General features: G+C 70.5%; 12 protein-coding genes. 5 read left to right on the top strand and 7 right to left on the bottom strand.

Annotated features, from left to right (window positions below):
- Positions 1 to 71: 71 nt before the first annotated feature.
- The 3 genes from BM199_RS19645 to BM199_RS19635 form a co-directional block, all read right to left on the bottom strand.
- Positions 72 to 1,313 carry a ribonuclease D gene (locus BM199_RS19645; RefSeq protein WP_091674738.1) on the bottom strand — a complete coding sequence of 414 codons (1,242 nt, stop codon included), beginning with the start codon at positions 1,311 to 1,313 and terminating at the stop codon, positions 72 to 74.
- Positions 1,314 to 1,602: 289 nt separating this feature from the next.
- Entirely contained in the window at positions 1,603 to 2,319 is a 717-nt protein-coding gene (locus BM199_RS19640) for a response regulator (protein WP_091674737.1), read from the bottom strand.
- A gap of 825 nt (positions 2,320 to 3,144) precedes the next feature.
- A complete protein-coding gene (locus BM199_RS19635) occupies positions 3,145 to 3,711 on the bottom strand; it encodes a DUF3000 domain-containing protein (RefSeq protein WP_091674736.1) in 567 nt (188 codons plus the stop codon).
- A gap of 87 nt (positions 3,712 to 3,798) precedes the next feature.
- On the opposite strand from BM199_RS19635, the gene hemE reads away from it, so the two are divergent.
- From hemE to BM199_RS19620, 3 genes are all read left to right on the top strand, one after another.
- A complete protein-coding gene (gene hemE / locus BM199_RS19630) occupies positions 3,799 to 4,890 on the top strand; it encodes a uroporphyrinogen decarboxylase (protein ID WP_091674902.1) in 1,092 nt (363 codons plus the stop codon).
- Positions 4,887 to 6,314 (top strand): protoporphyrinogen oxidase, encoded by a 1,428-nt coding sequence (gene hemG, locus BM199_RS19625; RefSeq protein ID WP_091674735.1) that lies wholly within the window; start codon positions 4,887 to 4,889, stop codon positions 6,312 to 6,314. Before hemE ends, hemG begins: the two co-directional genes overlap by 4 nt.
- A gap of 167 nt (positions 6,315 to 6,481) precedes the next feature.
- The gene (locus BM199_RS19620; protein WP_245788470.1) at positions 6,482 to 6,853 is read left to right on the top strand and encodes a hypothetical protein; all 372 of its coding nucleotides are present in this window, start codon (positions 6,482 to 6,484) and stop codon (positions 6,851 to 6,853) included.
- 26 nt (positions 6,854 to 6,879) lie between these two features.
- Here BM199_RS19620 and BM199_RS19615 read toward each other — a convergent pair whose 3' ends face one another.
- Complete coding sequence (locus BM199_RS19615) at positions 6,880 to 7,587, bottom strand: RraA family protein (protein ID WP_091674734.1); 708 nt, start codon at positions 7,585 to 7,587, stop codon at positions 6,880 to 6,882.
- 91 nt (positions 7,588 to 7,678) lie between these two features.
- Between BM199_RS19615 and hemQ the strand changes: the two genes are divergently transcribed.
- Complete coding sequence (gene hemQ, locus BM199_RS19610; RefSeq protein ID WP_091674733.1) at positions 7,679 to 8,371, top strand: hydrogen peroxide-dependent heme synthase; 693 nt, start codon at positions 7,679 to 7,681, stop codon at positions 8,369 to 8,371.
- A gap of 9 nt (positions 8,372 to 8,380) precedes the next feature.
- Complete coding sequence (locus BM199_RS19605) at positions 8,381 to 9,736, top strand: CoA transferase (RefSeq protein WP_091674732.1); 1,356 nt, start codon at positions 8,381 to 8,383, stop codon at positions 9,734 to 9,736.
- 3 nt (positions 9,737 to 9,739) lie between these two features.
- On the opposite strand, the gene msrB is transcribed toward BM199_RS19605, so the two are convergent.
- From msrB to BM199_RS19590, 3 genes are read right to left on the bottom strand one after another with little or no spacing between them, the layout of a single operon-like run.
- On the bottom strand, positions 9,740 to 10,165 hold the full coding sequence (msrB, locus tag BM199_RS19600) for a peptide-methionine (R)-S-oxide reductase MsrB (protein ID WP_091674900.1): 426 nt from the start codon (positions 10,163 to 10,165) through the stop codon (positions 9,740 to 9,742).
- A gap of 22 nt (positions 10,166 to 10,187) precedes the next feature.
- Positions 10,188 to 10,487 carry a hypothetical protein gene (locus BM199_RS19595; protein WP_091674731.1) on the bottom strand — a complete coding sequence of 100 codons (300 nt, stop codon included), beginning with the start codon at positions 10,485 to 10,487 and terminating at the stop codon, positions 10,188 to 10,190.
- Between the two features lie 43 nt (positions 10,488 to 10,530).
- Positions 10,531 to 12,048, bottom strand: coding sequence for a serine/threonine-protein kinase (locus BM199_RS19590; protein WP_245788469.1), 1,518 nt, complete (start codon positions 12,046 to 12,048; stop codon positions 10,531 to 10,533).
- Positions 12,049 to 12,068: the final 20 nt, after the last annotated feature.

Raw genomic sequence — 12,068 nt, 5'->3', positions numbered from 1 at the left:
CGATAGTGCAAGTTACTCTCCGGTAACCAGAGGGATCCCACTGTCGAGTGCCTCACAGGCACACGCATGAGTCAGGCCTGAGCGTGCAGTGCCTCGCTGAGGGGGGCGGCGGCCAGCTCGATCTGCCAGGGACGGGCGCCACCCGCGCGCAGCGCCTCGGCGACGCCCTCCGGCGACAGGTCCGTCGGCGGACGCCAGCAGGTGCGCCGCAGCAGGTCCGGCAGCAGCAGGTTCTCCACCGGAAGGCGGTGGTGCTCGGCCAGTTCACTCAGGGCCGTGCGGGCCGCGGCGAGTCGCGCTGCGGCGTCCGGGTCCTTGTCCGACCAGCGGTTCACCGGGGGAGGGCCGTCGCCGGGGGTGGCGGGTGTGGGCAGTTCGCTGGCATCCAGCGTGCGCGCCGCCTGCAGGTGCCGTAGCCAGTTCCCGGTGTACCTGCGTTGCACCCGGCCGCTGAAGACCGGCAGTGCCTGCAGGTCCGCGCTGGTCTTGGCGTTGGCGAGTACCGCGTTGATGATCGCGCTGTCCGGTAGCACCCGGCTCGGGGCACGGTCACGCTTGCGCGCCAGCTCGTCCCTGGCCTCCCACAGCGCCCGCACGGCCGCGAGTCCACGGGGACTGCGGATCTTGTGGATACCCGACGTCCGCCGCCACGGCTCGACCCTCGGCGGTGGCGCCGGAGCGGCGCGGACGTACTCGAATTCCTGGTACGCCCATTCCAGCTTGCCCTGGGCAGCCAGTTCGGTCTCGAGCTTCTCCCGCAGCGGCACCAGCAGTTCGACGTCGAGCGCGGCGTAGTTCAGCCACTCCACCGGCAGCGGACGCTTCGACCAGTCGGCAGCGCTGTGGCCCTTCTCCAGCCGGTAGCCGAGCAACTGCTCGACGAGGGTGCCCAGTGCGACGCGATCGTAGCCCGCCAGCCTGCCCGCGAGTTCCGTGTCGAACAGCGATTCCGGGTAGAGCTCCAGCTCCGCGAGGCAGGGCAGATCCTGCGATGCGGCGTGCAGCACCCATTCGGTGTGGTTCAGGACCTTCGCCAGCGGCTCGAGCCTGCCTTCGAGCGGGACGGGGTCGACGAGGAAGGTGCCCGCGCCTTCCCGGCGCAACTGCACCAGGTAGGCCTTGGGCCAGTACCGGTATCCGGAGGCCCGCTCGGTGTCGACGGCGACGGCGCCACTGCCCTGGGACAGCGCTTCACAGGCCTGGCTCAGTGCCTCGGCATCGGCGATCACCGGCGGAGTTCCCTCTGCCGGTTCCGTCAGGGTGACTGCCGCAGGCTCCTCGGTCGAGTCGAGATCAGGATCCGCGTTGTCCACTATGCCCTATTCGAAACGTGCGACCGTGAACTCGCTGGTCCCGCGGGTCGCAGGAGTGATGTAGATCCACGACTCTACGGGACGGGCTCACCGCGCCTGGTTCGCCCGCCCCGTAGAGGCCGTGGATTCAGAGGTCACGCAGGTAGAGCGATGCCTGCTGCGCGGGGGCCGAGGCGGCGATCCGCGGCGTTGTCCTCAGTCACCGGGACTCCGTCCCGCCTCCCTCGTCCGCCTTGCGGCTCATCCACCTCGATCCCCGCTCGCGACGGCAGCCTCTACCTGTGCGACCTCAGCGGATGACGCCCGCGCGCATGGCCAGTGCGACCATCTGCGCCCGATCACCCGTGCCGAGCTTGCGCCCGATCCGCGACAGGTGAGATTTCACCGTGAGCGCGGAAAGGCTGAGCTCCTCACCGATTTCCTTGTTGGACTGGCCGTCGGCGACAAGCTGCAGCACCTCCACCTCGCGAGCCGAGAGCTCACGTGGGGTGTTGTCGGTGCCGGCGACTCTGGTGCCGGTGGCCAGGACCGGTGCCACGCTGGGATCGGCGTACACGCCGCCCTCGAGCACCCTGCGTACACCGTCGGTGACAACCACCGGCGATGCGGACTTGAGCAGGTATGCCTGAGCACCGGCCTGGAACGCCGACCGCACCGCGTACGGGTCGTCGGATGATGCGAGTACGACCACGCGTGGCCAGCCGTTGCTACGGAGTTCCGTAACCAGCTCGATGCCACTGCCATCGGGCAGACCGAGGTCGAGAATCGCGAGGTCGCACGGCCCGGTGGCCGTTGCCCTCGCCCTTGCCTCGGCCACCGTGGCAGCCTCGTGGACGGTACCCGCACCCATTTGTGCGAGTCGTGCGGCGATTGCCTCCCTTAACAACGGGTGGTCATCGACCACCAGCACAGAAAACAGCTCTTCCCGCGGGTGCGGAACCATGCTCGCCGGCAAAGCACCGGCTGGCGTGGATCGGACGGCCTGAGATAAGCCGACGGCAGCCACGTCACTACCTCCCTGGAGTCGGTCGTGCCCCCCGACCGGCACCGGGACTTTCGGCCGATCAGCCGCGCCAGCTTTAGACCGAAAGTGGTGTCGTCGGAAGCACTGTAGCCGCACGAGTGGGTCAGTGGGGGGTTCGAACGGGTATCTATCCCGATCGAGTAGTTACTTTGGGGAATCGATGTAGCACAATCGGGGGACAACACGGGGAGTGGCTAACGCATCGCCGAGCGAACACGATGAACTAGGATTGCCGACGATTTACGGCGCGTGCAGATGCCTCGTGCATTGCACACGCGGAGCTGTCCGGGACGGCTCCGCGGCGCTCTCCGTGCCGTCGGAGTCCGGCCGCTGTCGACACAGGCGAGCCGAATCCGGGGCCAGTGGGTACGGGCTGTACCAGGCAGTGTGCCCGCCGCGGCCCGCTCGGTCCCACGTGGTGGAATCCTCGACGCCGAGGACCTGAGTGCTTCCGATCTCGCTGCGTCACCCGGCTTTCGTGGTGCCATCACAGTCTTCTGGAAGCTCACGCACGGCGGTCGAAGAACGTTGCCGGACCGATGGCGGCAATTCTCCCCGTGGCGCGTCCAAGGCCCGCACCGGTCCCGGCGCCCGCGTTTTCCGGTCGCGCCCCGGGAGTTCCTCCCCGATCGCGACATCCGGGTGAGACGGCCGTCACCGCGCCGTCGGAGCCGCTCGCAGGACGGTCACAAACCGCGTCGAAACAGGTAGCTGAAGCGTCTCACTGCCGCCCAAAACGCATGACGATTGGTTACGCAAAGTAGTAGTAACGGTTCGATATCGTGTGCGGAAGGGGGACGCGGGGCGTCAGGACGACTGCCGCTGTCCGAACATCGTCACCCCGACCGGTGGCAGGCCGACCATGCTCGACATGAGCTGGCAGAAGGCCTCGCCGTGCGGGTGCAGCCCTGCCGCGTCCGAGGGCGTCCAGGACGCTCGCAGTTCGAGGTCGTCCGTCCTGGGCGGTCCGGAGATGTCGCCGAACCGCGCCGAGGATGTCTCGGTCACCGTGCCGCCGAGCGCGGTCCAGTCCGCTCCCGAGTTCTCCAGTGCCTCGGTGAGCCAGGACCAGCCCACAGCGGGCAGGAACGGGTCCGTCGCCAGTTCCCGGTCGAGTTCCGCGCGCACGTAGACGACCAGCCGCAGCACGCCGTCCCAGGACTCCTGCCCCTCCGGGTCGTGCAGCAGGACCAGCCGACCCGAGGCGAGTACCTCGGCGGGCCCGGTCGCCTCCGCGCTCAGCGCGTAGGACCACGGGGCGAGCCGCTGTGGCGCCCGGATCGTCTCCAGGGTCACCTCCGGCCGGGCCTGGACGGACTCCAGCGCCGCGACGGCCTCGCGGAACAACTCGGGCGCATGGGTCAGGGGGGTCACCGATCGACTGTAAGGCGGGAACACCCGCGCACGGGAGCAGGCGCGCCGAGAGAAGGCCGCCTGTTGCCTCGTGGCACGATAACGATGATGTCTCCCTCCGCTCAGACCCCTTCGCCCGCCGCGCGGGCGCACCGGCGCCGTGACCTCTCCGGCGCCCCGTTCCTCGTTGCCGCCAGGGGCGGCAGGCCCGACCGGCTGCCCGTGTGGTTCATGCGGCAGGCGGGCCGGTCGCTGCCGGAGTACCGCGCGCTGCGCGAGGGCGTGCAGATGCTCGACGCCTGCTTCGAGCCGGAACTGCTCGCCGAGATCACGACTCAGCCGGTACGCAGGCACGGCGTCGACGCGGCGATCCTGTTCAGCGACATCGTGGTGCCGCTGCGCGCCGCCGGCCTGGACATCGACATCGTCGCGGGCACCGGCCCCGTCGTGGCCGAGCCGGTGCGCTCCGAGGGCGCGATCGCCGCGCTCCCGCGACTCGATCCCGGCCAGGTGGCACCGGTCGCGGAGGGGGTGCGGCTGCTGGTGGACTCGCTCGGGGACGTGCCGCTGATCGGTTTCGCGGGCGCGCCGTTCACCCTGGCCTCCTACCTCATCGAGGGCGGGCCCAGCCGCAACCACGAGCACACCAAGGCCCTGATGCACTCCGAGCCCGCGCTCTGGCACGCACTGGCCGACCGGCTCGCCGACACCGCCCTCACGTTCCTGCGGGCACAGATCGACGCCGGGGTGGACGCCGTCCAGTTGTTCGACTCGTGGGCCGGCGCCCTTTCGTTGCGGGACTACCGTGAGTTCGTGCTGCCGCACTCGGCGAAGGTGCTCGCCGGGGTCGCCGAGGCCGGCATTCCCCGGATCCACTTCGGTGTGGGCACCGGTGAACTGCTGCCCGCGATGCGCGAGGCCGGCGCGGACGTCGTCGGGGTGGACTGGCGGATCCCGCTGGACGAGGCCGTCCGCAGGTTCACCGCGCACGCTCCGGACGCCCCGCCTCCGGTCGTGCAGGGCAATCTCGACCCCGCGCTCCTGCTCGGGTCCTGGTCCGTTGTCGAGTCCGAGGTACGCCGGATCGTGGGCGAGGGGCGCGCCGCGGCCGGACACATCGTCAACCTCGGTCACGGAGTACTGCCCGGCACCGACCCCGAGGTCCTCACCCGGGTGGTCGAGCTGGTCCACTCGCTGTGAGCCGGCACGTCGCCGTCATCGGTGGCGGGATCTCCGGCCTGACCGCCGCCTACCGGCTACGGCAGCGGCTGGGGGAGTCGGTGATGATCACCGTCTGCGAGTCGACCGGGTCACTCGGGGGCAAGCTGCGCACCGCCACCCTCGCCGACCGCCCGCTCGACGTGGGGGCCGAGGCCTTCCTGGCGCGTAGGCCGGAGGCGCTCGCCCTCGTCGAGGAGATCGGGCTCGGCCCGGCGTTGACCCACCCGACTTCGGCGCGGTCCACCGTCCGTGCTGGCGGGGTGAACCTGCGCATCCCGCCGGGCACTCTCATGGGTGTCCCCGGCTCGCCCGAGTCCGTCACCGGGCTGCTCTCCGCCGACGGCGTGCGCGCGGTCGCCGCGGAGGCGGGCCTGCCGCCGGTGTCCCTGCCAGGGGGCGGCGACGTCGCACTCGGCCCGCTGCTGCGTGCGCGGTTCGGGGACGAACTCGTCGACCGGCTGGTGGACCCGCTGCTCGGTGGCGTCTACGCGGGCGGAGCCGATGGTCTCGGCCTGCGCGCGACGATGCCCGCGCTGGCCGCGGCGCTCGACGCCGGTGCCCCCTCGCTCACCGCTGCCGCGTCCGCGGTGCTGCCCGCCGAGCCGAGTGCCGCGCCGGTGTTCGCCGCACTCACCGGCGGAATGGGCACGCTGGTCGAGCGGCTGGTGCGACTCTCGGGCGCCCGGGTCCGGCTCGGCATCCCGGTTCGCGAGCTACGGCGCCGTGCTGAAGGTGGCTGGCGGTTGCTGCTCGGTGCCGCGGCCCCCGCGCACGCCCCCGAGGTTCCACAGTTCGACGCCGACGCCGTCGTGCTGGCGCTGCCCGCGCCACAGGCGGGCAGGCTGCTCGCCCGGGTGGAGCCTGCGGCCGCCGCTGCTCTCGGCGAGATCGAACTCGCCTCGATGGCCGTCGTCTCGCTGGCGCTGCCGCCGGGCACCGAACTGCCGGAGGCGTCGGGGCTGCTCATCGGCGCCGCGGAACGGAGGGCCGACGGCTCATCCTTCGCCACCAAGGCGTTCACGTTCTCCGCGCGAAAGTGGGCACATCTCCATGCCGCGGGTGCTCCACTGCCGATCCGTGGCTCGGTCGGCCGGTTCGCCGATCCGGGAGCGTTGCGGGCCGATGACCCGGAACTGGTGCGTCTCGTGCGCAGAGACCTGGCCGAACTGACCGGGGTCGATGCCGAGCCGGTCGACGTCCTGGTGACCCGCTGGGGTGGTGGCCTCCCGCAGTACGGCCCCGGTCATCGCGAGCGGGTCGAGCGCGTCGAGCGCGCGGTACGGCGAGTCCGCGGTCTGGAGATCGCCGGTGCCGCGCTGCACGGCGTCGGCATTCCCGCCTGCATCGCTACGGCGAATGCCGCCGCCACCCGGCTGGCGTCGGAATTCGGCAGCCGTAACTGAGCCATCCCGGTGAACACGAAGCCGACTCCTGTTCTTCGTCCCCATTTCTTCCCTACACTCGAAATCGTCCAGGGGGCAGGGCGCTGGGGTTCAAGGGGAAGTTCCGTCCATTTCGGACCTGAATGCCGAGACGTCCGCACCCACAGCAAATATTCTGGGGAGAGACAATGCTGCGTTCGGACATCAGAAGGACCGGCGCGATCGCCGCTGTGGCCGTAGGGGCCACCGTTCTGCTGGCCTCGCCCGCCTCGGCCGCGGAGGAATCGCCCGCGGGGATTCTGGCCCAGTCGTGCAAGACCCTTTCGGGACCGGCGGGTGGCAGCCTGCCCCTGTGCAAGACCTGGGTCTGGGACGGTAACGACTACGACGGGCGGTGGTGGACCAATGGCCCCTCATCGCTGCCGTCGTACAGCTACCTGCAACGCTATGAGGACGGCTGGGTGACCAATTCGGCTTACTCCGGCAGCTATTCGGACCGGAAGAAAGTGCATTTCCGGATTTGCGATTCAAGGGCGGGACGCTGTACCAGTTGGTGGTGAAGCGACAGCTCCCGCCGCGGGTCGCGTTACTCCTCGATCGCTCCGCCCACCGACCGCAGGTGCTCGCGGAAGCTCAGCGCGGGATCGTGCTCGCGTGCGGCGAGGAAGGCGTCGAACCGCACCTGGCTGCGCAGTGAGACGCCTGACCGGATGCGGTCGGCCTGGTGGCGTTCCGTCTCCCGGATGGCCTCCGCGAGCGCGCACAACTCGGCGGCCCTGGCGGCCGGGACGAACAGAACACCGTCGTCGTCGCCGAGCACCAGGTCGGCCCTGCTCACCCGCCACTCGCCCACGGTGGCGAGCTTCAGCGCGTCCGGGGAGCGTTCCCGCAGGCTCAGGGGGCCGGTCGGGATCGTCCCCGTGCTGAAGACGGGCAGGCCGATCGCCAATATGTCGGTCGTGTCCCGGTGCAGGCCCCAGATCACGACGCCGGCCAGTCCGGCGGCCTGTGCCTCCAGCACCACCAGATCGCCGACGCAGCTCTCGTCGACGCGATCGCCGTTGTCGACAACCAGCACGTCGCCGGAGTCGGCCTGCTGGAATGCCTCGAGGAAGACGTCGACGCTGCCGGCGTGCCGTGCGGGAAGCGCCCGCCCGAACACGCGGCTACCCGGCCGGACGGGGCGCACGGTCGCGGGTGCGCACCGCACGGGGACCCTGGCACGAATGCACGCGTCGGCGACATGAGCGGTGGTCAGCGTCGCGAACCGCCGCCCGAGTTCGTGGTGCTCCATGGTTGACGACACTAGCGAGTCGGCGGGCGTGCGGCGAGAGTGTGCGGACGGCCACCGTCCGGCCTGCTCCGCGAGGTGGGATCATGGCGATATGGCGAGGTTGAACTACCAAGAGCTGAACGACACCATCCGCTACACCGCATGGTCGGTGTTCCGGGTCGAGCCGGGTGTGCTGCCCGAGGACCGGGGCGACGCGGCCGCCGCCACGGTGGAGTACCTGGACGCCCTCGAGGACAAGGGGGTTGTCGTGCGGGGGGTCTACGACGTCTCCGGTCTGCGGGCCGACGCGGACTACCTGATCTGGTGGCACGCCGAGGAGATCGAGCAGGTGCAGGCCGCCTACACCGGTTTCCGGCGCACACCGCTCGGCCGGGCTTCGGTTCCCGTGTGGAGCCAGGTCGCGCTGCACCGGCCCGCCGAGTTCAACCGCAGCCACATCCCCGCGTTCCTCGCGGGGGAGGAGCCGCGCAAGTACGTGTGCGTCTACCCGTTTGTCCGCTCCTACGAGTGGTACCTGCTGCCCGACGACGAGCGCAGGAAGCTGCTCGCCGACCACGGCAAGGAGGCGCGGGACTACCCCGACGTGCGGGCCAACACCGTCGCGTCCTTCGCGCTCGGCGACTACGAGTGGATGCTCGCCTTCGAGGCCGACGAACTGCACCGCATCGTCGACCTGATGCGCCACCTGCGCGGTACGGAGGCCCGGCTGCACGTACGGGAGGAGACGCCGTTCTACACGGGTACGCGTGTCCCGCCCGCCGAGCTGATCCACGCCCTGCCCTGAGCGAGTGAGGTGACGGTCGAGTTCGCCGCACTGTGGCGTGCACTCACCGGTGACCGGTCACCGGAGGTCCGGTTCACCGGCCCGGAGTCGGCGCTGCCGGGCCGCTACCGGGTGACCACCGCCGCGGCAGCCGTGGTCGCGGCCACCACGAGTGCCGCCGCGGAGCTGTTGCGGCTGCGCGGCATCGCTCCGGGCCCGGTGGCGGTGGACACCCATGCGGCCGTTGCCGGGTTCGCCAGTGAGCGGTTCCTGCGGGTCGGCGGGAAGACTCCCGGCGAGACGTGGGCGCCGCTGTCCGGGAACTACCGCGCCAGCGACGGCTGGGTCCGGCTGCACTGCAACTATCCGCACCACGCCGAAGCGGCCTGCCGGGCGCTGGCGGTCGCACCGGAGCGGGCCGACCGGCCCGCGCTGGAGCGCGCGGTGGCCCGGCTCGGCGCGCTCCAGGTGCAGGAGTCGGTGATCGCCGAAGGTGGGGCCGCGGCGGCGATGCGCAGCGGCGCGGGGTGGCTCCGGCACCCGCAGGGCGACGCCGTGGCACGACAACCGCTCATGGAACTGAGTCCGATCGCGCCGGCACCCCGGCGGCGTGTGCCCGAGTCGTCCGGTACGCCTCTCGGCGGGGTGCGGGTGCTGGAGCTGACCCACGTCATCGCGGGACCTGTGGCGGGCCGGACGCTCGCCGCACACGGCGCCGACGTGCTGCATCTCGGCGCGGCGCACCTGCCGGCCGTCGGTCCGCTGGTGATCGACACCGGAATGGGCAAACGGTCGGCGTTCGTCGACCTGCGCACGGCGGAGGGCCGGGAGCGGCTGTGGCGGCTGGTCACCGACGCCGACGTGCTGGTGCGCTCCTTCCGGCCCGGTGCGTTCGACCGGCTCGGGTTCACCCTGCCCAGACTGGCGCAGGCCAGTCCCGGCCTTGTCGTCGTCGACCTGTCCGCCTATGGCTGGGCAGGGCCGTGGGCAGGACGCAGAGGATTCGACAGTCTGGTGCAGCTGGCCTGCGGCATCGCCCACGAGGATGGCGCCGACGCACCGCGCCCACTGCCGGTGCAGGCACTCGACCACGCGACCGGCTGGTTCGCCGCCTGCGCCGCGATGCTCGGGCTGTGGCGGCGCGCGACCGAAGGCGGTAGCTGGCACGCCCGGCTGGCCCTGGCGCACACCGCGCGCTGGCTGGACCAGCTCGGCAGGCAACCGGACGAAAGCGTCGAGTTCGACGCAGAGCACCTGCTCAGGCGCACCGAGAGCGGGTTCGGCACGCTGACCCACGTCCCGGTGCCCGGCACACTGCCCGCGGCACCACCGCACTGGCGCTGGGGGACGCCCAAGCCGGGCAGCAGCGCCCCGGCCTGGTGGTGACCGTCAGCTGTCCGCGGGGACCAGTTTCAGGGCGATGGAGTTGATGCAGTAGCGCTGGTCGGTGGGGGTGTCATAGCCCTCACCTTCGAAAACGTGGCCGAGGTGGCTGTGGCAGCTCGCGCACAGCACCTCGACGCGCTTCATGCCCATCGCGCGGTCCTCGCGCAACAGCACCGCATCGGAGTCGGCGGGGTCGAAGAACGACGGCCAGCCGCAGTGGCTGGCGAACTTGGTGTCGCTGCGGAACAACTCGGCGCCACACGCGCGGCACTCGTACGCGCCGGTGGTTTCGGTCTCGTTGTACTCGCCGGTGAAGGGACGTTCCGTGGCGGCCTGGCGGAGCACCGCGTACTCCTCCGGCCCCAGTTCCTCCCGCCACTCCTGCTCGGACTTCACAACGCGCGGGGTCGCCCCAACGACGGGTTTCATGCCGGAACTCATATGTGTCAGGCTACCCGCCGAGCCAGCTCAGCACCTGTCCGATCGTGTCCCATGCCGCTACCACGACACCGAGCAGAATCAGCACGACGACAGCGACCGCGCCCCACCAGCGCAACCCGGCCGCGCGATGACTGGATTCGGCGAAGTCGGCGACGCCGCTGATCGAGGCCTCGACGGTGAAGGCCGGATTGCACCGCTGTATGCGGTCCAGGTGCGCGGCAAAAGCCTGCGCCTCGGGATCGTGCGGGTCCAGCCCGACGAGATCCTCATGAAAACGCGGATGCGGTGTGGGGCCCTGGTCGTTGGCCATGGTCCAACGGTAAGCCACGCGGCCCGCTCTGCCTACCTGTGCCTCAGCGCGGGTCGGAGTCGATCAGCAGCTTGCCACCGGAGTCGATCACCCGCACGGTCTTCTGCTGCTGGCCGGCGTCCTCGAACTCGACGTTGATCCGGATGTCCACGGAGCCGTCCTCGTTGTTGGCGTGCTTGTACGCCGTGGCGCCTTGCGCGGCGACCACCTCGTAGTCATCCCAGTAGTCGGCAAACGACTCCTGGGAGCCGAAGGACTGCTGCACGCCGGGTGACAGCAGGTTCCACGCCGCGGCGGGGTTGTCGAGCCCGTTGTAGAAGTCGACGGCGACATTGCCCGCGGGTCCCCATTTGACCGGCGCTCCGTTGGAGGGTTGGCTGGACACCGGAGCACTGCTGGACGTCTCCTGAGGTGTCGAGGGAGCGGGGTTCTGCGCCTGGTTGTTGGGTTCATCGCCGCCGGAGTTCAACGCGATGATCAACACCGTGGTCAGCACCAGGATCGAGGCCGCGATCGCCCCGAAGATCAGCGGCTTACGCCGGTCGCGTGGCTGCCGCGCCTGCGCCGGAGGGCTGCCGTTGCCCGCGGCCCGCATCGCGGCGCCGCGCGGCGGGGTGGCCGGTGGCGTCGCGGAGAACGTCGAGGTCGGCGGGGGAGAGGCGGGCGCGACAGCGGTGGCCGACGGGGTGCGCTGCCATGGCGGAGTGATGCCGTTGCCCGGAGTGTCCGGTTTGAGCATCGGTGCCGCGGGCTGGCGCCCCCCGTGGGGCAGCGGTGGTGACACCATCGTCGCCGCCGGGCTCACCTCACCACCGGAAATGGCCGCGAGCCGGTCGCGCGCCTCGAGCATCGTGGGCCGCTCGTCGGGCTCGGAGCGCAGCAGGCTCATCAGCAGCGCCGTGGCCTGGCCCGCCCTGGCCGGCGGGATGACCTTGCCGTTGGCCGCCGAATAGAGCAGGGCCAGCTGGTTCGCGTTGTTTCCGTACGGCGCCTGGCCCTCGATCGCGTGGTAGAGCGTTGCCCCCAGGGCGAACACGTCGGAACTGGGAGCGGGATCGGCGCCCCGGGCCAGTTCCGGAGCGAGGTAGGCGGGAGTACCGCCGATGAGGCCGGTCTGCGTCAGCGTCAGGTCGCCAGCGGCCCTGGAGATACCGAAGTCGGTGATTTTGGCCGTGCCGGTTTCGTCGATCAGGATGTTGCCCGGCTTCACGTCCCGGTGCACGAGCCCGGAGCGGTGTGCGGCGACCAGCGCGGCCGCGACCTGCTCTCCGATGCGGGACACCTCACGCATCGGCATGGGGCCGCGCTCGGCGATGATCGCCGAAAGACTTTTCGACGGCAGGTATTCCATCACCAGACACGGATCGCCGTCGTGTTCGGCGATGTCGAACACCACGATCGCGTTGGGGTGCTGGAAGCGGGCAGCGTTCTTCGCCTCGCGCATGGCGCGCTGCCGGACGTTGACCCGTTCCGCCTCGGACAGGCCGGGCTGGGTCAGGATCTGCTTGACCGCGACGGAACGCTCGAGGCGCTCGTCCACGGCTCGCCAGACCACACCCATGGCACCGCTGCCGACGTGCT

The sequence above is a fragment of the Amycolatopsis marina genome (assembly GCF_900111885.1).
GTDB classification, from domain to species: Bacteria; Actinomycetota; Actinomycetes; order Mycobacteriales; family Pseudonocardiaceae; genus Amycolatopsis; species Amycolatopsis marina.
This window is presented reverse-complemented; position numbering and strand designations above follow the sequence as displayed.

Coding starts and splice junctions, on each gene's coding strand:
- BM199_RS19615 (WP_091674734.1), bottom strand. CDS start 7,587: ATGGAGCACCACGAACTCGGGCGGCGGTTCGCGACGCTGACCACCGCT.
- msrB (WP_091674900.1), bottom strand. CDS start 10,165: ATGAAACCCGTCGTTGGGGCGACCCCGCGCGTTGTGAAGTCCGAGCAG.
- BM199_RS19590 (WP_245788469.1), bottom strand. CDS start 12,048: ATGGGTGTGGTCTGGCGAGCCGTGGACGAGCGCCTCGAGCGTTCCGTC.
- BM199_RS19595 (WP_091674731.1), bottom strand. CDS start 10,487: ATGGCCAACGACCAGGGCCCCACACCGCATCCGCGTTTTCATGAGGAT.
- BM199_RS19620 (WP_245788470.1), top strand. CDS start 6,482: ATGCTGCGTTCGGACATCAGAAGGACCGGCGCGATCGCCGCTGTGGCC.
- hemE (WP_091674902.1), top strand. CDS start 3,799: ATGTCTCCCTCCGCTCAGACCCCTTCGCCCGCCGCGCGGGCGCACCGG.
- hemQ (WP_091674733.1), top strand. CDS start 7,679: ATGGCGAGGTTGAACTACCAAGAGCTGAACGACACCATCCGCTACACC.